Source organism: Psychromonas algicola (assembly GCF_004378355.1).
In the GTDB taxonomy this organism is placed as follows: Bacteria; Pseudomonadota; Gammaproteobacteria; order Enterobacterales; family Psychromonadaceae; genus Psychromonas.
In genome coordinates, this window is the sequence record NZ_SNUB01000016.1 from 33,884 (window position 1) to 54,396 (window position 20,513).

Consider the following 20,513-nt stretch of genomic DNA (forward strand, 5'->3'; position numbering starts at 1 on the left):
AATGATAATACTAAGGTAACAATGATAGTAACCGAAACCACAAGGTCAACACTCAATAAGCTAGTGAAAAACCATTGGCTTGCACATTTATTGTTGGAATTCAGCAATACACCTGTTGGCACTCAATTAACACGTACGCAACGTAAAGGCCCACTCTCAGTTCAAAAAGCGTTTTATCCTGAGGGCCGAGATTGTGCTCATATTTATCTTTTACATCCACCAGCAGGTATTGTTTCCGGTGATGAATTACGTATCAGTGTTGAAGTTAAACAGGATGCTCATCTCCTATTTACAACACCCGGAGCGGGACGCTTTTATCGTGCTCGTACCAATCTTGATATTGGTGAATCTAAGCAAGCGCAAATCACTAAGTTTGTATTAGGCGATAATGCTAAGTGTGAAAACTTTCCACAAGAAACGATCGTTTACGAAGGAGCTGATGGTTTTAATACCGTTGATATCGAGCTAACTAGTCATAGTGTTTACCTAGGTTGGGATATCACTTGTCTTGGATTACCTGATTCTAATGAGCCTTTTGTTGAAGGTAAATACTGCCAATTAAATCGTTTATTTTGCGATGGGAAATTGATTTACCATGATCGTATTGCATTATCTCCTGCTAATCATTTATTAACGCATCCTGCAGGCTTAGCTAGTAATAGCGTGTTTGCTACTTTCTTAGCGTATGCACCTGAAAAATTAATAAATACTTACCAACGAAAAGGCATTGTTGATTTATGCCGAGAAAAAATAAATGAGCAAAACGCACAGATGAACATCAGTATTACAGATATTGATGGGTTGTTAGTGATTCGTTATTTAGGCGCACATGCACAACAGTGCAAACAATTATTTATAAGCTTATGGGAAATTTTGCGACCTTTACTAACCGATAAAGTCGCAATACAACCTCGAATTTGGCATACATAAAACCTTAAATTTTTTCATATATAGAAAGAGAACGTTATGGATCTATTACCAAGAGAAAAAGACAAGTTACTGATTTTTACTGCGGCATTATTAGCAGAGCGTCGTTTAAAACGAGGAGTAAAACTGAATTACCCGGAAGCGATGGCTTATATCTCGATGGAAATTATGGAGGGGGCTCGCGATGGAAAAACTGTTGCAGAAATGATGGATTATGGCCGTACCTTATTAACCCGTGATCAAGTAATGGATGGCATTGCTGAATTGATCCCTGAAGTACAGGTTGAAGCGACATTTCCAGATGGTACTAAATTAGTGACTATTCATAACCCAATTATTTAATGGAGCAGCTTATGATCCCCGGTGAAATAAAAACGGATACAGGTAATCGTGAACTCAATGTCGGCCGAAAGCAACTAACGGTGAGAGTCGCAAACTCAGGTGATAGACCGATTCAAGTGGGCTCTCATTTTCATTTTTATGAAGTTAACCGAGCCTTGGTTTTTGATCGTGAAATCACTAAAGGTTATCGATTAGATATTACTTCAAGTACTGCGGTGCGTTTTGAACCAGGACAAGAGCGCGAAGTGACGCTAATTCCTTATCGAGGTAGGCAACGTGTATTTGGTTTTCGCGGTGAAATTCAAGGAGATCTATAACCATGGCAACGATTGATAAAAATTCTTATGCGCATATGTTTGGGCCAACCGTTGGTGACCGCGTGCGTTTAGCTGATACCGACCTATGGATTGAAGTTGAAAAAGATTTCACTGAATATGGCGAAGAAGTCACTTTTGGTGGCGGTAAGGTGATTCGAGATGGTATGGGGCAAAGCCAAGCAGCATGTTCAGAAACAGTCGATCTTGTTATCACCAATGCGTTGATTCTTGACCATTGGGGGATTGTAAAAGCTGACGTTGGTATTAAAGATGGGCGCATTGCGATTATCGGTAAAGCGGGTAATCCTGATATTCAAGACAATATCGATATTGAAATCGGTGCGGGTACCGAAGTGATTGCTGGTGAGGGACAAATATTAACGGCTGGTGGCATCGATGCGCATATTCATTTTATTTGCCCGCAGCAAATTGAAGAAGCACAAATGTCAGGTGTGACAACCATGATTGGTGGCGGAACAGGTCCAGCGACAGGTACTAAGGCGACTACATGTACGCCGGGACCTTGGAACATTCATAAAATGCTACAATCCACTAATGACTTTGCCATGAATTTTGGGTTCTTAGGTAAAGGTAATGTGAGCTTACCTAAAGCCATTGAAGAGCAAATTGAAGCGGGTGTTTGTGGCCTTAAATTACATGAAGATTGGGGGACAACTCCTGCGGCTATCGACAACTGTTTATCGGTTGCAGAGCGCTATGATGTACAAGTTGCAATTCATACTGATACGTTAAATGAGTCAGGATTTTTAGAAGATACCTTGGGCGCGTTTAAAGGTCGTACTATCCACACTTATCATACTGAAGGTGCTGGTGGCGGTCATTCTCCAGATATTATTCGCGCTTGTGGTGAGCCGAATGTATTACCATCGTCAACGAATCCAACGCGACCTTATACCGTTAATACCATTGATGAACATTTAGATATGTTAATGGTATGTCATCATCTAAACCCATCTATTCCTGAAGATGTTGCCTTTGCAGATTCACGTATTCGTAAAGAAAGTATCGCGGCAGAAGACATCATGCATGACTTAGGTGCAATCAGTATGATTTCATCTGACTCTCAAGCCATGGGGCGTGTGGGTGAGATGATCACGCGTACTTGGCAAACTGCACATAAAATGAAACAACAACGTGGACCACTTGCGCCTGATACTGAGCGGAATGATAATTTCCGTGCGAAACGCTATATTGCTAAATACACAATTAATCCTGCGATAAGTCATGGTATTAGCCATGAAGTTGGTTCGATTGAAGTGGGGAAATTAGCGGATTTAGTTCTGTGGAAACCTGCTTTCTTTGGTATAAAACCCTCGATGATTTTGAAGTCTGGATTTATTGCTGCAGCGCCAATGGGCGATGCTAATGCCTCGATACCTACACCACAACCTGTTTATTATCGTCCAATGTTTGGTTCATTTGGCAGCGCAGCGGCACAAACGTCAATGACTTTTTTATCGCAGGCGGCGGTTGATAAAAACGTACCTGAAATTGCAGGAATGACACGTTTAATCGGGGTATGTAAAAACACCCGTAATGTGGGTAAAAAGGACATGATTCATAATGATTGGATGCCGAATATTGAAGTGGATCCACAAACCTATGAAGTACGTGCCAATGGTGAATTGTTGACCTGTGAACCGGCTACGGAATTGCCGTTGGCGCAGCGTTATACTTTATTCTAAGGGGCTCTGAACATCATGTTAAAAGTATTTGAAAGGCTGGACCATACGCACGATGAAATCAATGATTCAATCACGCTAGATCACGATACACGTAAAAAATCACGTATCAAAGGCGTAACCGATAAAGGTGCGGATATTGGCATTTTTGTTGAGCGTGGGCATCCATTAGTAGTGGGTGAAATATTAAAAACGGAATGTGGTTTGTTGGTTGAAGTAAAAGGCCAAGCTGAAGATGTTTCAACGGCTGTTGGTAGTGATTGGTTAGCATTCAGTAAGGTTTGTTATCACTTAGGTAATCGTCATACTACATTGCAAGTAGGTGAGTTGTGGGTGCGTTTTAAACCCGATCATGTGCTAGAAGAGTTAGCTGAAAATTATGGCTTAAGTATTAATAAAAGCCCTGCGGTTTTTGAACCAGAAAATGGCGCTTATGGAAAACGTAGCGGTCATTCACACGGACACTCACATAGCCATGAACATTAATATTGCGGATCCACTTAAGCTTAATCGCCTATTACAATTATGTAGTGCGAATCTGCCTGTCGGTGGATTTTCATTCTCACAGGGACTTGAATATGCGACGGAAATGAATTGGATAAGCTGTCAAAAAAGCACCTTTGATTGGATTGAGTTAAACCTTCATGAATCTATTGCTCGTACTGATTTGGCGTTATTTAAGCGTTTGTATCAAGCATTAGAAAACAAAGACTTTGAGAGTTTTAAATTGCATAACGAGTACTTAATTGCTTGCCGCGAAAGCAGTGAATTACGACTTGCTGATGTGGCTATGGGTAAAGCTTTAGTACGTTTATTAAAAAAACTGGATGGTGTCGATAGCGAACCCTATAAGGATTTATTCGCACAGCAAGATTGTAGTTTTGTCAGTATTTTTGCGCTAGCCGCTTACTTGTGCAAGTTAGATCTAATTTCTGCTCAAAGTGGTTATTGTTGGACTTATTTGGACAACCAAGTTGCTGCTGCTACTAAGTTAGTGCCATTAGGTCAGACACAATCACAAAATTTACTGTTCGAATTAAGTGAACAAGTGAGCAAAGCCATCGATATTGCTAATGCCATTGAAGACGATGATATTGGTGCGAGTTTACCCAGATTAGCGATGGCGAGTGCTTGGCATGAAACACAGTACACGCGCCTTTTTCGATCTTAGAAAACTGAAATTACTGAATATGAGAGAAATACAATGAGAAAAAAACAACTTTTACGTATTGGTGTTGGTGGCCCAGTTGGTTCGGGTAAAACCGCATTATTAAGCCAATTATGCCTAGCATTACGTGAAAAATATGAAATGGCTGTGGTGACTAATGATATCTATACACATGAAGATGCGCAGTTTTTAACGCGTAACGATGCTTTATCTGCGGATCGTATTATGGGTGTTGAAACCGGCGGCTGTCCACATACTGCGATTCGTGAAGATGCTTCTATGAATTTAGCTGCCATTGATGAGCTACATGAACGTCATCCTGACTTAGATTTTGTATTAGTAGAAAGTGGTGGTGATAACTTAAGTGCTACCTTTAGCCCTGAATTATCGGATCTAACCTTATACGTAATTGATGTTTCTGCGGGTGATAAAATCCCTCGTAAAGGTGGACCGGGTATTACAAAGTCTGACTTATTAATTATCAACAAAATAGATGTCGCTGAATTAGTGGGAGCATCATTGGAAGTCATGGATAGAGACGCTAAGAAGATGCGTGGTGATAAACCCTTTATTTTTAGTAATATGAAAACCCAACAAGGTTTAGCTGATATTATTGAATTCATTGAAACCCAAGGCATGCTTAAGTAGAATCGCGCTTGTTATTATTGAAACCTAAACTTTATACGTTATTTAAAGGAACGATTATGAAATTTATTACCCTAGTTTTCGCACTATTATTATCGTCACAAGCTTTTGCACATACTGATCACGCATTAGGCCACGGCACTTTACACATGATTTACCATGCTGTTTTTTGGGCTTTATTTGCAGTTGTTGTTTTTAAAGCGGTGACCTACTTTAAAAATAAAAATAAACAAAAATCAGACCTTTAAGTTTTAAAACTTAATTGCTCATCCTCATATTTAATGAGGGTGAGTATTATAGAGTGCACTTTTTCTGTTTATTGCTTCATAAACTATTTTACTTTTCCATATAAACCCCAAAACCAGCCTAAATAAGAATAGCGTCAAAACATGTTATAGTTTTATTTTTATTACTAAATGGTTTGTAGTGCCTATGCGTTTTATATTGCTTTGCAGTTTTTTTGTTTTTAGTTTTGCTCAAGCCAATGAGTTTGATTTTAGCGCAATGGACAAAACGGCGAAGACATTCCCAAATATTAAAACCATTCAAATCGCTTATCAGGGCGATCTTGTTTGGGCAAAAGCTTATAACAATAGCCATTTAACATCGCCTACCAATATCAAATCAGCTTCAAAATCCATTATGTCCGCTATTGTTGGTATCGCTATTGAGCGTGGTGTTATTGATAGTGTGCAACAAACCGTTGCCTCGTTATTACCTAATCAGTTACCCAGCAAAGCAGATCCCCGTATTAATGAAATTACTGTTGGCCACTTACTTTCAATGCAAGCTGGATTAGAGCGTACCTCGGGTCGAAACTATGGTCGCTGGGTGACAAGTAAAAACTGGGTTAAGTCAGCTTTGTCATGGCCATTTGTTGAAGACGTTGGTGGTAAAATGCAATATTCAACAGGCAATACGCACCTGCTTTCTGCGATCATTATGAAACAAAGCGGAGAGAATACTTACAAGCTCGCGAATAAATGGTTACAAGGATCAGGTGTAAAGATACAGAGTTGGGAGACAGACCCACAGGGAGTGCCAATGGGCGGTAATCAGGTGAGTATGACTCCCGCTTCTTTATTAGCATTCGGTGAGTTGTATCGTCGAGGTGGCGTAACTGAAAAGGGCGTTCGCATTATCCCTAAACAATGGATTGAAGAAAGTTGGATACCAAGAACGCAATCACGTTTCCATCGAGGTCAATACGGTTATGGTTGGTTTATTCAACCTTTTTCTGGTGTGCAAGGCTATTACGGTTGGGGTTATGGCGGGCAAATGATTTATGTCTTGCCCGAATTAGCACTAACTATTGCTATTACTTCTCAAGAAAACCTACCTTCTGGGCGAACCGGTTACCGTGACTTATTACATGATATGGTAAGCAAAGATATTATTCCTACCATTCAGGCAATTCAATAAAGCGTTAGCTCGTTTTACAAGCTAACTTAAAGTAGTGGTTATTGTTAAAATCAAATTCGCTGATCACGTCTAAATTGACTTTTCGCGTATGTGCTTGATAAGAACGAAGATTGATTTTGTTAATAAAAGTGACCATGAACGGGTAACGAGCTGACATTTCTTTAAGTGCAAATTGGAATACAGCCTCAAACACACCTTCACCACGTACACTTTTATCAACGCAAACTGGCCCATATTGATATGAGTTGTTTTCGGTGAGTTCATTACCTAATAATGTGGCGTCATGTAAATTGGCTACCATGTATTCAAACATGGGCCATTGGCACCAAAATCCCCAAGAAGCAGACATGGCATAAGCGACGATCTTTCCATCTTTGACGGCGATAAAAAGCCCGCTTTCTTCTGTGATTAATCGAGTTAAATGTGACTCTGTAAAAGCAGTGGTAATAAAACCATCTTTTTTATCTTCTTCAGAAATAGAATCTACTTGATATTTATAATGCAAGGTTAACACTTCAGCTACGTTTTCTAAGGTCGCAATTTTTAATTCAAGACTCATGGATAAATCCTTTTGATTTGTTTATTTAAGAATGGGGTAACCTAAATTAAGTTGAATAATGGTAATGCTATAAAGTAAAAATCCTGCGAAGAGACAGATTGCGTAAAATTTATTCCCTCCCTTAACTAGCTTTAAAATCCCGAGTAAATGTAATGCAGCTAGCACCATTAAAATACCTGTGATTATTGCAGAGTTGCCCCAGAAACTGTTTATATGACGTAAACCATACCAAAATGTATTCCATAAACCGCCAAGTAATAACACAATGCTAATGCTCTTATGTTTCCAGCGTGCATTAACGAGCACTAAAACACCTAGAAGCATGATGACAGCCATGACAATTCCCATGAGATTATTTCCTTTTCTGTTGATTCATTTGTAAACAAACACGACTATTGATTTAACTATGTCTGAATATTTTACCGTTTTCTGATTGTGCTTCGTTTTTAGCTTTAATCACACTCTAAGTTAGTTACTTCAAATCACTTTCAAACTAAACACTGAGTAAATTATTCACTCGAATAAACTGACTTTACTGAATGGCATCTTCGCGTTCTTCTTTTATGAAAGTTGCTAATTCAGCGTATTCCTTAAGTAGTCCTTCGGGATCGGTATCTAAAAACTCATACACTCCAAATATCTCTAAGCTGCCATCTGGCGCTTTTAATGATTGAGATAGAGCGCCGATATTGGTGACGCTTTTATGGACGAGGAAAGGGATTGCAAAAGGGCGGTATTCTCCTAAAGTTAAGTCGTATTTTTCAAGAATTGCTGCAGGCCAATTAATGTGGTTGCCAAATACACTTCTTATAAAATTAGCTGGGATATGAATGCGAGTTTTTCCATTAGCGATGAGATTCAGTGCTTCTTTGTCGTTAGCTATAACAAGTGCATACATGGCTGCCCATGCAGTAGTACCTTGCTCATTAATTAGGTGTTGAAGTTCAATCGCGGTACCACTAGAAATAACAGAACTAAGGTCTATCATTGAAAGCAGACCTGCAATTTGTTCTTCATTTAAGTCGATCTCATTAATTGAGTGCTTACTGATTCCTGCAAAGCACATGTGCTTCCATTCTGTTGCTGAGACTGCAGTTTGTTGATTCATTGTTTGACCCTTTTTATAAATCTATGTCGCCCTGTATTGTGATAATAGTTAAGCACGATAAGGTTTGCTGTTTGGATGTTGATGATTGAATTCAACTGTATAGTTTAATGGCTACTTAGGTCAATGTAGAAATACAAAACCTAGCCTAGGAAGTATTACAAAATACGTATTAATTGGAGTAAATTTTTTTTTTGATCGCACTTTTACATTAAAGTCTATCTTTATGCCTCCTTTAGCTCCTTTTCTCGAAACTCTTGTTGACTTAAACTCATAAACCTATAAGATTCAACTCAGCAAAAATCAAGCCTTTTGTTTACATTCTTCATCGTTGTTTTATTAATAATACCTCGCTCTGTAGTCTTTAAGTTCCAGTCTAATTTTACGCTATTCAAGCCTATTGAAGGCAATTTTTATTAAATTTTACAGGATATTATTATGTCTAAAGTTCAAGGTACAGTTAAGTGGTTTAACGAATCTAAAGGTTTTGGTTTCATCGAGCAAGCGTCTGGTCCAGACGTATTCGCACATTTTAGTGCAATTGCAAGCGAAGGTTTCAAAACTTTAGCTGAAGGCCAAAAAGTAGAATTCACTGTAAGCCAAGGTCCTAAAGGCCCGCAAGCAGAAAACATCGTAGCTGTTTAATCCGCTATGACAAATTAACAACTTATGTTGTTAATTATGTTTTGAGAGAATGGTAAATCTGAAAAGGTTTACCATTTTTTTTGCTTAAAATTTATTGATTCAAAATAATAGCGCCTACGTTAAATCTATTATCTAAATTCTGCTCAGTAAAATATTCAATTGCTAGGCTAAGTGGATATCTTCCGAGTGGTTAACTCTATCGGTGATATTAAGGTAAACACCTTAATACTTTAATTGTTGTTCTCTTTACGAAATTTACAACAAAGAAGTGAGCGCTTTAGCGAGAAAAATCGATTTACTCTATATCGTAATTGCTATTAAAAGCTATAACACCAAATATCGGATGCTTGAATTCAATCTATGCACTGGAGTTGTTTGGTGTTTTATAGGGAGTTTTTTGTGTTGATAGTTTAATGCTAATACAATTGGTATAACAACACAATTTCACTCGCACGTTATAGAGCGCGAGTATTTAAATTTGATGAGCGATATGTTCTTGAAAAGAGCTAAGGTAGAGGAACCTTATGCTGTGGCACGTATAAAATAATTTGCTTACTACTGAAATTATATATTCAGTCTTTTGCTTAACCGAGCGGGGCTATTCTGCTCTTGTTAAAAAGTTTTAATTAACTTCTATTTATTCTTTGTTGTGTCTTTCTGTTCTATTACTTGTTGCTTATCTTCGTCTTTATTTTGTTGGAACCAAAATCTTTTTCTACCTGTAGAACGAGCCATATATTTCCTTATAAGGATGATTGTTAAGTTTTCTGTTAATGGCGAAAAGCCAATTCACAGAAGTTAATTGCACAAAAGGTGCATTGCTAAGATCGAAATTATTCAATGATTTGATGAAGCTAGGGAAATACTGAGGACAACGGTAACGATGTAACTGAGGATATCTTGGACTTTATTTGACATTAATAACTCTGATGCTTTAGAGCGATTTGGATACTAACCCAATAAATGATAGATAGATAGTTTTATTTCCATATTCATTGTTTTATTTTATCGCTTAACCTTAATCTTTCGTTAATTTTATTTTAAGTAACCCATTTCTGGCTAACATATATCGTAAGCAAAGTAACAAGGTTAATGACAAGGAAATACTTAACATGACAAAAATTGCAATTAAGATAAGTAGCTGATATTTAATAGCGATGATTGGCGTTACACCTCCTAATATTTGCCCTGTCATCATGCCTGGCAAGGTTACAATACCGGTTGTTGCCATTGTAGCTAAAATCGGGGCTTGTGCTTTTTTCATCGCTTGTTGTAAAAAAGGAAAGGCGGCTTGTGAGGCGGTTGCGCCTAAAGCAATCGCTGCTTCATATTCATTTCCACGTTGTTTAAATCCATCAAAGAAGGTTTGTAAGCCAACAATATTACTACTTATACTACTGCCTAGTAGCATGCCCGCTAATGGGATCATATATTGTGCGCTGTATAAAGGCGTGGGTTTAATAATAGCAATTGAAAGTATCAATAACAGTGGTAATAAAGCGCTGCTCAGTGCTAAAACATTAATAAAAAATAGCGTGCGATGAGGCAAGTTGCTTTTGTTGATGATGCCATGGCTACCAATAATGATCATCACAATAACCCAAGCTGCATTAATCCATATACTGTCTAACACAAAGATATATTCAAGGTATAAGCCAAGAAAAAGTAACTGCAGGAACATCCTGATTAATGAAGTGATTGTGCTTCTGCTAATGCCTAGTTTGAAGTAAGCATTAACGGATAATGGGATAAGTAATAACGTTGAGAAAATTGCTAATTGCAACCAACTAATATCAATATTTGCTTGCATATAAAACAGCGCCTCACTAATAGTCGTTGGTTTTTGTAAACGAAATTATTGTTCGTAATTCTTTTTCGCTTTGGTTACTTTTTCTAAATAATAACGCGATTCATCACGCGGATGATCGTATCTTAATATTTTATAAACACCACTTGCAGAAGTTTGATTTAACTTACTCATTGCTGTGGTTCTATTATTAGGGTCAAAAGCTTTTAACACATTACCTGTACCGCCATTATAAGCAGAGATCATTGAGTATTCTTGACTTACTTTATTAGTGACTTTCGCCAGATATCGCGTTTGCAAGATATATAAATAAGCGCTGCCTATATCGATATTATTTGCAGGTGAAAAAAGTACTTCTTTAGTAGGCTGACCCGACTTGTTTTTTACCAAATTATAAACATCTTTACCGGCTGTCGCTGGCACAACTTGCATTAATCCATAAGCATTTGCTGGACTAACGGCATAAGGGTTGAATGAACTTTCTGTTTCAATAATACCGTAAATAAGCGCGGGTGGTAGATGATAGCGGTTCGCTGCTGCAATCACATATTGGCTGTATTTTTCTTGGCGTAAATGTTGATGCTGCTCTACTAAATTAAATTCCACTGCGTAAACAGTTTTACCATTAACGACAGATTTTTGTAGTTTATTTGAAACCAAATAATCTGAATAACGTTGCGCGCGCCAAGGGTATTTGACCAGTTTACCTTCATGGTCCACAACTTGTGGATACAGAAATGGTACGCCATCGGTATTAGGAGCAGAGCTAGAAAAGATATCTGTTTTTGTAGGATCTGATGTTGTTAATAATGTGGTGGTGACTGCTTTTTTTAATGACCAAATTGGTGAGTCTGTTGTCAATGTTTCAACTCTGACGATGCCTTTATCAAAATCGACAATAGATCTTGCTTGGTAGTTATTACTGTATTTTACATACTTTTTCTTTGCGGGTAATTGACTGTTGCTTGAGCCCCATCTTTTGTTTACTTTTTGATCCAATTCTTTATATAACGCTTTAACAACTTTGAGATCGGCACTGATCAAGGCTTTGCTGACTTTTGCTTGCTTCGCAATCGCTTTAACATCTTTAATATTGTCAGCATTTTTAATTTGATCTGATAAATTCTTTACTGAGTTTAAAGACTTGAAGGACGACATTGATTCGCAGCCAGTAAGCGCTAGCAAGGTGATACTTATTAAAATGAAAGTAGGGCGGTGAAAGTAGCTAGTTGATATCAAATTTATTACTCATCATTTATGATTCATTACTAAGCAATATAATGAGATAGCAATATTGCTTATGTCGAAATACTCAAGGCTAACTGTTAAGGAAGTTAACCTTGGATCTTGAAGTTTCAATTGTAACAGAATCAATATTAATGCAAAACGTGTGCTTTATTGAGTTAACTCTTCATCTAAAGGTAACCAATCCACCTCTACCCCTGCTTGAGTAAACATTTCTTCACTGAGTTTTATTTTGTCACCCCAGCGCGATAAAAAGTCTTCACTTTGCGCGTGGCAATGTACTGCTTTGATACCTGTTTGAATGATTTTCGCCGCACAATTTGGGCAAGGGAAATGTGTTACCCAAATTTCACACCCTTTTAAATCGCGTTTTGCATAAAGTATTGCGTTTTCTTCTGCGTGTAAGGTTTTAAGTAATTTTATTTCACGGTTATCGATTGCGGCATTATCAGAAATTCCTTGTGGATAACCATTAAAGCCTAATGAAACGATACGGTTATGCTCGGTGATCACCGCGCCAACCTGCGTTGATGGATCTTTACTCCATGAACCAACTAGTTCTGCCATTTGAATAAATCGTGATGCCCATTTAGAAATCATAAGTAAATCCTTCCTTGTTGTGTCTGTGTTTATTGTGCTTAAGCATTGAGTTGGTTACAAGTTTCATTGTTGTTTTTATCTATACACTGAATCGCTTTTTAGATATTCGCATGAGTTTAGTGTAATACCTACTTATTAACGCATAATTATAGCTATTTTCAGCCTTTTGGGCATACCTTATAACGCTTTGTCTATGCTAAACTGCTCGCCTTAAAATTACCCCTTAAACAATATATTAGTTCTATTGAACAGTAGAGTGAGCAAACATGAAGTTTCCTGGTCAGCGTAAGTCAAAGCATTATTTCCCTGTCAATAATAATGATCCGTTATTAATTGGTCTACGCCCTCAGCCAGAGGCTGCTTCAAGTTATATTGCTGGTATTGATCAGGTATTAGTTGATATAGAAGCGAAAGTGGATATGCAACTTATTGAGCGTTACAAATTAATGAAAGGCAACTCAACCTTAATTGATGATCAAGCCGCTCATTCGTTATATCAAGAATTGAAAGAAAATCAGTTAATTAGTGGTGAATTTGCAGGTGGGACCATTGGTAATACTATTCACAATTATTCAACGCTTGCTGATGCTGAATCCGTTTTATTTGGTGTAATGAGTAAAAATATTCAAGTGGGAAGTTATGCTTACCGTTATCTTTGCAATACATCTTCAAAGGTTAACTTAAATCACTTACAACCTGTTGAAGGGCCTATTGGGCGTTGCTTCACTTTAATCTCTGAAGATGGTGAACGAACTTTTGCAATTAGCAAGGGCGCAATGGATCAACTTTCCCCTGATTTTATCGATAAAGACGTTGTTCAAGGCGCATCTGCTTTAGTGCTTACAGCTTATTTGATGCGCGCCAGTGATGGTGACCAAATGACTGAAGCTGCATTAAAAGCAATTGAATATGCTAAGCAAGCTAAAGTGCCTGTGGTATTAACATTAGGAACGCGATTTTTAATTGAAAGTGATCCTCAATGGTGGTGTGATTTTATTAACAATAATGTTGATATTCTGGCAATGAATGAAGAGGAAGGGGAAGCATTAACTGGTTTTAACGATCCCCTTTCTGCTAGTGAAGCTGCGTTAGAGTTATGTGATTTAGTATTAACAACAGCAGGCCCATTAGGTTTGTTTATGGCGGGGTATGCTGAAGATTCATTAAAACGAGAAACAAATCATCCGCTATTACCAGGAATAATTCCTGAATTTAATCGTTATGAATTTTCCCGTCCAATGTTGAAAGAACATTGTGTTACACCATTAAAAGTTTACGCTCACATTCCACCTTTTATGGGCGGACCTGAAGTGATTCGTAATACTAACGGTGCAGGTGACGCCGCGCTAGCTGCGTTATTACATGACTTGGCTTCTAATGATTTCCATAAGATTAATGTACCTGGCTCAAGTAAGCACGTAAACCAAGGTTTATGTTATTCATCATTCTCGCAAATTTGTAAGTACGCTAATCGTGTTGCTTATGAGGTGTTAGCGCAACATAGTCCTCGTTTATCTCACGGTTTACCCGAACGTGAAGATAGTTTAGAAGAGGCTTATTGGGAGCGTTAGGTTTTTAACAAACTGTATTTTAATTGCAGTGCTCATTATTAGATCGTTATTTTTAAAACAATTTTTTGATGAGCATTATTTCTTTAGGCTTTACCTCTTTTAGTTAGTCGTTTGCTATAAACCTCATGTTCAGAAAAATTGAACGAGTACTTAAATTCTTTCTAATATTTTTAATCTCTGCTTTTTTGTATTATCAGTAGTCATAATTAAAGGGAAACTTATGACCACTGCGTGCACTTCAGTATTAACTAAAATTCAACAAAAAAAAGGTATGTTCCCCTTTGTTGCTTTAGGCTGTGTGTGTCTATTTCCTATCATCTCTTCACCTATCGCTTTAATACTTGGTTTTACAATTGCAACGCTTGGTTTAGTGCCAACTCAATTAGATACTGGTGCATTAACAAAGAAGTTGTTGGCGTTATCTATTGTAGGTTTAGGTTTTGGTATTAATGTAGAACAAGCCGTGCAAGCGAGTTCTGACAATTTTGGACTCATTGTAGGCTCAATTTTTACTACTTTGTTAATGGGGACTTTATTAACTAAGTTATTTAAAGTAGATCCTAAAACAGGGCATTTAGTCGCTTCTGGTACGGCTATTTGCGGCGGTAGCGCGATTGCTGCAGTTGCTCCTGCTATCCAAGCGAATAATGAGCAAGCTTCTCACGCGCTCGCGACAGTGTTTATTTTAAATAGCATTGCGCTATTTGTATTTCCACTGGTAGGACACGCTTTAGCAATGAGCCAATATAACTTTGGACTTTGGAGTGCCATTGCCATCCATGATACTTCTTCTGTTGTCGGTGCTGCTTCTGCTTATGGTGACGAAGCATTACAAATCGCGACAACCGTTAAGCTAGCAAGAGCTATGTGGATTGTGCCTATTGCCTTTGTAAGTGCTTTATTTTTTAAAGGTGATGGTAAAAAAATCACAGTGCCTTTGTTTATTCTATTTTATTGTGTTGCCATTGCGATTGCGCATTATCTTCCTCAATTTGATGGTCTTTACCAAGGAGTGTTCTTTGTTAGTAAGCGCTTATTAGTTTTATGTTTATTTTTGATTGGTTGTGGATTAACCATTAAACATATTCGCAATGCAGGTTATAAACCTATGTTGTTAGGTGTTTTGTTATGGATAACCATTGCTAGTAGTGTATTAGCTTACATTGAGTTGCTTAAATAAGATGATCAAAAGCATAGAGTCATAATATGTCTAGACACTAAAAGGCATTCCTTTTATGCTATGCGAGTAATTATTAATTCGGGTAGCACAGAGATGACAAAGTTCGACAAATCAATTGATAAAAATTTAATCACTTCCAAGTTCGGCAGGTTACAACGCCAATTTTATAGTATTAGAAATAACAAAATGTTCGAGCTGTTTGTTATTTCAATTATTATCTTTTCAGCATTAATGATTGGAGCAAACAGTTACCAAGTGTCTGCTACTACCTATCAAGTTCTATCTGTCTTAGATATTACCATCACAGTTATTTTCTTAATTGAAATCATTATTCGTTTTATTGGCGAGCCTAATAAAAAACGTTTTTTTCATAATGCCTGGAATGTGTTTGATACCTTTATTGTATTGGTTAGTTTAATTCCTATTGAAGACAGTGAATTAGCGGTCTTAGGACGTCTGGTTCGTATCTTCCGTGTATTACGTATGGTTTCAATTATTCCAGAGTTGCGTATTTTAATTAATTCATTAGTTAAAGCTTTACCGCAATTAGGTTATGTCATGTTGCTCATGTTTATTATTTTCTATATTTATGCAGCGGTGGGGACAACATTCTTTGCAGCAATTAATCCTGATTTATGGGGAGATATTGCGGTTAGTCTGTTAACTTTATTTCGTGTCATGACTTTTGAAGATTGGACTGACGTTATGTATGAAACGATGACTGTTTATTCTTTGTCTTGGTTTTATTATCTTACTTTTATCTTCTTTACCGCGTTTGCTTTTTTAAATATGGTGATTGGTATCGTGGTAAATGTTCTAGAGCAAGAGCGTCAGATAGAAGCTGATTTATTAAAGAAAGATTCTGATGAGCCATCAATGAAAGAATTGAAGCAAGAGCTTGCTGAAATTAAAGCATTATTACAAAAATAGTAGGATAGAAAATCTAAAGCCAACTTAATGCAAATAAGTTGGTTTTTTAATCTCGATGAGACTTATGTTTTTTTTCAGTACTTACTAAATAGAATAAAAGTGAGAAGGCAAATAGTGAGCAAGCAGCGGCAATAATACCATTGCTTAAGGTCGCAATGATCACGGACAGCATGACTAAGGTAATAATAATAGGTGTTTTAAACATACTCTTTCTACTTAATTAATTATTCAAGGCGTTATTATTAACAAGCTTGAATCAAAACGATAATAAGAAATTCTTCTAACTAATACGATTTACTTTTTAATGAAGTGAATCTGAGTAAATGAATAAAACGATGAGAAAAACAGATAAAAAAATTGAAAATCAGTTACGTCAATCTTTAACTGAAGTGTGCCATTTTGCGCTTGAGAATATTGAAGGTTACCAATGGCTCACGCATAAAGTGAATTACGATAGTTTCCCTAATTCGTTACAGATCATTTGCGCCTTTATGTCACGATCAGATATCGATGAATTAAAGCGTTCTCAACAAGACCGTATGTTGAAAAAAAACATCGAGGCTAAATTAACGAGCATTAATATCAAACTAAAAAATGCTGATAAACAAATTACTTATACAGTCGCGTAACACTTCGACTGATTTTCCGCTATAAAAAAGCCAGCAAATTTGCTGGCTTTAGTTTATTAACTATTTAGCTAATCAATTAACCTTTATAGATTTTTGGATTGAATACATCACGTAACCAATCTCCTAATAAGTTAATCACTAAGACTAAGCTAATTAATACAATACCTGGGAAGATGGTGATCCACCATGCGCCAGAGAATATGTATTTAAAGCCAATACTAATCAAAGCACCTAAAGAAGGTTGGTCTACCGGTAAACCTAAACCTAAGAAAGATAACGCAGCTTCAGACATGATTGCATTGGCGACTTGTACCGTTGAGATAACAAGAATAGGCGATAAACAGTTAGGTAAGATATGACGGAACATGATCCGTATGGATCTAAATCCCATCACCTGTGCAGCTTCTACATATTCTTTTTTCTTTTCTGCTAATACTGATGCTCGAATAGTACGTGCGTACTGCGGCCATTCAGCCACACCAATGATCACCACTAACATCACTACGGCATAATCAGCAAAAAATTCAGCACCAAAACTTGCTTTAAAAATTGCGGTAATAATAATAGCGACCATCATAGTTGAGAATGAAAGTTGTACGTCTGCAAAACGCATTAGGAAGCTATCGATACGACCACCGTAGTAGCCTGCTGATAAACCAATAATAATGCCTAAGATTAGCTGTACTGCAACGGCTAAGAAACCAATCGTCAATGATAATCTCGACCCATATAATATGGTTGATAAAATATCTCGACCTTGATCGTCTGTGCCTAGTAGGAATCGTACATTACCGTCTTCTAACCATGAAGGAGGTAACTCAGAATCCATTAAATCAATCGATGTTAAATCATAAGGATTAGTAGGCGAAATTAATGGAGCAAATAAAGCTGCAATTAAAAACGTTACAAATAAAGCAAAACTAAGCATTGCTACTTTGTCGCGTTTAAAGTGATAAAGGAAATCTGAATCCTTAATACGTTGCCAGCGAGATGGAGCTGCATTTTGTTCTGTAATAGTATTCATATTATGCTCCTTTGCCAGTGATATTAACGGTTGGATTCACTACGCCGTATAACAGATCAACGATAGTATTAGTGATCACAAAAATAAGACCCACCACAATAACATAAGCCGTAATTAATGGTGTATCTACACGGTTAATCGCGTCTAAAAATAAATAACCTGTTCCCGGCCATTGGAAAACAGTTTCAGTTAAAATGGTGTAGGCAACCATAGTACCAATTTGAACACCACCTACTGTTAATACAGGTAACATTGTGTTTTTAAGGGCATGTTGGTAATAAATTTTATTCATTGCTAAGCCTTTAGCCGTCGCAAATTTTACATATTCAGAGCTTAATGCCTCTAACATTTCTGAGCGCACTAAACGAATAAATAAAGGCAACATAATAGAAGCCAGAGAAATACACGGTAATACGAGGTGTAATAAGCCATCAGAAGTTAAGAAACCTGTTTCCCAACCAAGTACCGAAACCGTTTCTCCACGGCCATAGGAAGGCAGCCACTGTAGTTCAATGGCAAATATATACATAAGTATAATAGCGGTTAAAAAGACCGGGATTGAAATACCGATACTACTGAATGCCATGATTATTTTCGTCCACACGCTTTTGGGGTGGATTGCGGAATAAACACCGAGTGGAATTGAGACCACGATAATAATAATTGCAGCACCAAAAACAAGTTCTAGTGTTGCTTGTAATTTGTCTAAAATTAGCCCTACCGCTGGACGTTTAAAGGTATAAGAAGTACCTAAATCACCTTGTACGGCATTAGTCACAAAACGTGCATATTTGGTAATGTAAGGGTCATTTAAACCAAGTTCATCACGTAAGGTTTGTCGCTCTGCTTCTGATACAGATTGGCCTACCATTTCTCGAAGTGGATCGCCTAGGTTATCTTGGATTGCAAATGCGACTAGGCTGATCACAAACATTACAATAAATGCCTGAAACAGTCGCTGGACCAAAAAGGTAAACATCAGTTGTTTCCTATCAATTTATAAACACCCTCGAAATGAGGGTGTTTTTATTACAGTTAAAATATATTAAAGGAGGGTATGAATTCATAACCTCCTTGTCTAACCACTTACTTATTTAACGACTTATTTTACAACAAGGTCACCAAAGTAAGGGAAGTTCATTGAGTTAACAATTGGTGTAATGTTTACGTTAGATTTCGCACCCCAAGCAAGGTTCTGCCAGTGTAGTGGAACGAATGCCGCTTCGTTATAAAGAATTTTTTCAACTTCTTGTAACATTGCAGAACGTTTCGCTGGATCTGTTTCAACATTTGATTTTTCTACTAACTCATCCACTTTTGCATTTGAGTAGTGGCCACAGTTGTATGCGCCTTTACCTGTTTCTGCGTTACGTGTCATTGTTAAGAATTCTGAAAAGTTTGCAGAATCTTCTGTATCTGCATGCCAACCAATCATCATCATATCTGCAGAACATTTATCAAACTCAGGCCAGTATTGTGCTTTTGGCATTGTTTTCAAATCAACTGTGATACCGATTTTTGATAACATTGACGCCGTTGCTTGTGCAATTTGAGCATCGTTAACGTAACGGTTATTAGGTGCCATCATTGATAATTTAAAGCCTTTTTCATAACCGGCTTCTTTCATCAATTGTTTCGCTTTTTTAAGGTCGAAACGTGGTGTTAGACTTGCGTCGTAACCTGCATAACCTTCAGGGCCTTGTTGGCCAGCTGTTGTCGCGAAACCTTTCATGATTTTCTTAACGATTGCATCATTGTTGATTGCATACACAATCGCTTGACGAACACGTACATCTTTTAATGCTTCATTTGAATTTTGGTTCATTTGTAGCTCAATAATACGTGTTCCACCTAGTGTTACTAAGTCGATATTTTTAGTACGTTCTACACGTTTTTGGTCATTAGGTGCTACTGGATAAATCATATCCACATCACCTGATAATAGTGCCGCAACACGTGTCGCGTTTTCTTTGATTGGTACTAAAGTGATGTTATCTACGTTACCTGGAGAATTAGTATCCCAGTATTTATCAAAGCGTTTAAACTCAACTTTTACACCTTGTTCACGAGATGTAACAATGTATGGACCTGTACCTGATACATTTGTTGAAGAGAAAGAGTTACCGTGTTTGATAATGATTGATTTATCAACGCCATCAATTTTGCCCGAGTAGAACTTGCTATCCATTGGGAATAAGTAAGTTGCTGTATGAAGTACTAACGGGAAAGCGTCAAAAGAAACAAGATCAAATGTGTAATCGTCAATTTTCTTTACTTTCTCAAAAGGTGCAAAGATACCTTTGAAGTCTTGAGATGTTTTTAGACGGTTAAATGTCCATACCACATCATCAGCAGTTAGTTTGTTTCCTGAATGGAAAGTTACGCCTTTACGTAGTGTAAAACGGAATGTTTTTTCATCGATACGTTCCCACTTTGTCGCTAAACGCGGTTCAAACTCTAATTTTTGAGTGAAACGAATAAGTGGATCAAATAGCATGTGCGACATTTGTAACACACCTGCTGAAAGTTGCTCATGTGGGTCAAGTGTTACTGGGTCTGAATCATATGCAACAGTAATATCAGCGGCAGCGGCTGAGAAAGTTAAACCTGATGCAAGTAATGCGACAGCTAGTTTTGTTTTAAAAAATTTCATTTACAACTCCTTGGTGAAAAAATACTTTCGATTATTGTTTT

24 protein-coding genes are annotated in these 20,513 nt (G+C 37.3%); 14 read left to right on the forward strand and 10 right to left on the reverse strand.

Features of this window, described 5'->3' with window-relative positions:
- The first annotated feature begins 21 nt into the window (after window positions 1-21).
- From E2R67_RS09515 to E2R67_RS09555, 9 genes are all read left to right on the forward strand, one after another.
- Window positions 22-930 (forward strand): urease accessory protein UreD, encoded by a 909-nt coding sequence (locus E2R67_RS09515; RefSeq protein ID WP_134290719.1) that lies wholly within the window; start codon window positions 22-24, stop codon window positions 928-930.
- A gap of 36 nt (window positions 931-966) precedes the next feature.
- On the forward strand, window positions 967-1,269 hold the full coding sequence (ureA, locus tag E2R67_RS09520; protein ID WP_134290720.1) for an urease subunit gamma: 303 nt from the start codon (window positions 967-969) through the stop codon (window positions 1,267-1,269).
- 11 nt (window positions 1,270-1,280) lie between these two features.
- Window positions 1,281-1,586 (forward strand): urease subunit beta, encoded by a 306-nt coding sequence (locus tag E2R67_RS09525; RefSeq protein ID WP_134290721.1) that lies wholly within the window; start codon window positions 1,281-1,283, stop codon window positions 1,584-1,586.
- Between the two features lie 2 nt (window positions 1,587-1,588).
- Window positions 1,589-3,292 carry an urease subunit alpha gene (gene ureC, locus E2R67_RS09530; RefSeq protein ID WP_134290722.1) on the forward strand — a complete coding sequence of 568 codons (1,704 nt, stop codon included), beginning with the start codon at window positions 1,589-1,591 and terminating at the stop codon, window positions 3,290-3,292.
- A 15-nt stretch (window positions 3,293-3,307) separates the two neighbouring features.
- Window positions 3,308-3,775 (forward strand): urease accessory protein UreE, encoded by a 468-nt coding sequence (gene ureE / locus E2R67_RS09535; RefSeq protein ID WP_134290723.1) that lies wholly within the window; start codon window positions 3,308-3,310, stop codon window positions 3,773-3,775.
- Window positions 3,765-4,460: an urease accessory protein UreF gene (locus tag E2R67_RS09540; protein ID WP_134290724.1), complete on the forward strand. Its 696-nt coding sequence runs from the start codon at window positions 3,765-3,767 to the stop codon at window positions 4,458-4,460. The genes ureE and E2R67_RS09540 overlap by 11 nt, the downstream gene beginning before the upstream one ends.
- A gap of 33 nt (window positions 4,461-4,493) precedes the next feature.
- Complete coding sequence (gene ureG, locus E2R67_RS09545) at window positions 4,494-5,105, forward strand: urease accessory protein UreG (protein ID WP_134290725.1); 612 nt, start codon at window positions 4,494-4,496, stop codon at window positions 5,103-5,105.
- 56 nt (window positions 5,106-5,161) lie between these two features.
- Window positions 5,162-5,350: a hypothetical protein gene (locus E2R67_RS09550; protein WP_134290726.1), complete on the forward strand. Its 189-nt coding sequence runs from the start codon at window positions 5,162-5,164 to the stop codon at window positions 5,348-5,350.
- Window positions 5,351-5,534: 184 nt separating this feature from the next.
- Entirely contained in the window at window positions 5,535-6,524 is a 990-nt protein-coding gene (locus tag E2R67_RS09555) for a serine hydrolase domain-containing protein (protein WP_134290727.1), read from the forward strand.
- Window positions 6,525-6,528: 4 nt separating this feature from the next.
- Here E2R67_RS09555 and E2R67_RS09560 read toward each other — a convergent pair whose 3' ends face one another.
- The 3 genes from E2R67_RS09560 to E2R67_RS09570 form a co-directional block, all read right to left on the reverse strand.
- Entirely contained in the window at window positions 6,529-7,083 is a 555-nt protein-coding gene (locus tag E2R67_RS09560; protein WP_134290728.1) for a GNAT family N-acetyltransferase, read from the reverse strand.
- Between the two features lie 21 nt (window positions 7,084-7,104).
- Window positions 7,105-7,431 (reverse strand): hypothetical protein, encoded by a 327-nt coding sequence (locus E2R67_RS09565; RefSeq protein WP_134290729.1) that lies wholly within the window; start codon window positions 7,429-7,431, stop codon window positions 7,105-7,107.
- Between the two features lie 184 nt (window positions 7,432-7,615).
- Window positions 7,616-8,149, reverse strand: a complete 534-nt coding sequence (locus tag E2R67_RS09570) for a hypothetical protein (protein ID WP_166739357.1) — start codon at window positions 8,147-8,149, stop codon at window positions 7,616-7,618.
- A 477-nt stretch (window positions 8,150-8,626) separates the two neighbouring features.
- Between E2R67_RS09570 and E2R67_RS09575 the strand changes: the two genes are divergently transcribed.
- Window positions 8,627-8,833, forward strand: a complete 207-nt coding sequence (locus E2R67_RS09575; protein ID WP_134290731.1) for a cold-shock protein — start codon at window positions 8,627-8,629, stop codon at window positions 8,831-8,833.
- 1,018 nt (window positions 8,834-9,851) lie between these two features.
- On the opposite strand, the gene E2R67_RS09580 is transcribed toward E2R67_RS09575, so the two are convergent.
- From E2R67_RS09580 to E2R67_RS09590, 3 genes are all read right to left on the reverse strand, one after another.
- Window positions 9,852-10,643, reverse strand: coding sequence for an ABC transporter permease (locus tag E2R67_RS09580; protein ID WP_134290732.1), 792 nt, complete (start codon window positions 10,641-10,643; stop codon window positions 9,852-9,854).
- Between the two features lie 45 nt (window positions 10,644-10,688).
- On the reverse strand, window positions 10,689-11,798 hold the full coding sequence (locus tag E2R67_RS09585) for a murein transglycosylase domain-containing protein (protein WP_166739358.1): 1,110 nt from the start codon (window positions 11,796-11,798) through the stop codon (window positions 10,689-10,691).
- Between the two features lie 237 nt (window positions 11,799-12,035).
- Entirely contained in the window at window positions 12,036-12,485 is a 450-nt protein-coding gene (locus tag E2R67_RS09590; protein ID WP_134290733.1) for a deoxycytidylate deaminase, read from the reverse strand.
- Between the two features lie 266 nt (window positions 12,486-12,751).
- On the opposite strand from E2R67_RS09590, the gene E2R67_RS09595 reads away from it, so the two are divergent.
- The 3 genes from E2R67_RS09595 (at window position 12,752) to E2R67_RS09605 (ending at window position 16,166) form a co-directional block, all read left to right on the forward strand.
- Window positions 12,752-14,056 carry an inosine/guanosine kinase gene (locus E2R67_RS09595; protein WP_134290734.1) on the forward strand — a complete coding sequence of 435 codons (1,305 nt, stop codon included), beginning with the start codon at window positions 12,752-12,754 and terminating at the stop codon, window positions 14,054-14,056.
- Between the two features lie 220 nt (window positions 14,057-14,276).
- On the forward strand, window positions 14,277-15,236 hold the full coding sequence (locus E2R67_RS09600) for a YeiH family protein (RefSeq protein WP_134290735.1): 960 nt from the start codon (window positions 14,277-14,279) through the stop codon (window positions 15,234-15,236).
- Between the two features lie 186 nt (window positions 15,237-15,422).
- The gene (locus tag E2R67_RS09605; RefSeq protein ID WP_243836994.1) at window positions 15,423-16,166 is read left to right on the forward strand and encodes an ion transporter; all 744 of its coding nucleotides are present in this window, start codon (window positions 15,423-15,425) and stop codon (window positions 16,164-16,166) included.
- A gap of 46 nt (window positions 16,167-16,212) precedes the next feature.
- Here the strand turns inward: E2R67_RS09605 and E2R67_RS16630 are convergent, their stop codons facing one another.
- Window positions 16,213-16,371 (reverse strand): hypothetical protein, encoded by a 159-nt coding sequence (locus E2R67_RS16630; RefSeq protein WP_166739359.1) that lies wholly within the window; start codon window positions 16,369-16,371, stop codon window positions 16,213-16,215.
- 118 nt (window positions 16,372-16,489) lie between these two features.
- Between E2R67_RS16630 and E2R67_RS09610 the strand changes: the two genes are divergently transcribed.
- Window positions 16,490-16,795 carry a Fis family transcriptional regulator gene (locus E2R67_RS09610; RefSeq protein ID WP_208379505.1) on the forward strand — a complete coding sequence of 102 codons (306 nt, stop codon included), beginning with the start codon at window positions 16,490-16,492 and terminating at the stop codon, window positions 16,793-16,795.
- Window positions 16,796-16,871: 76 nt separating this feature from the next.
- On the opposite strand, the gene E2R67_RS09615 is transcribed toward E2R67_RS09610, so the two are convergent.
- From E2R67_RS09615 to E2R67_RS09625, 3 genes are all read right to left on the reverse strand, one after another.
- Complete coding sequence (locus E2R67_RS09615; RefSeq protein WP_134290737.1) at window positions 16,872-17,819, reverse strand: ABC transporter permease; 948 nt, start codon at window positions 17,817-17,819, stop codon at window positions 16,872-16,874.
- Window position 17,820: 1 nt separating this feature from the next.
- Entirely contained in the window at window positions 17,821-18,798 is a 978-nt protein-coding gene (locus E2R67_RS09620; protein WP_134290738.1) for an ABC transporter permease, read from the reverse strand.
- Between the two features lie 123 nt (window positions 18,799-18,921).
- Window positions 18,922-20,472 carry an ABC transporter substrate-binding protein gene (locus tag E2R67_RS09625; RefSeq protein ID WP_134290739.1) on the reverse strand — a complete coding sequence of 517 codons (1,551 nt, stop codon included), beginning with the start codon at window positions 20,470-20,472 and terminating at the stop codon, window positions 18,922-18,924.
- Between the last annotated feature and the right edge of the window lie 41 nt (window positions 20,473-20,513).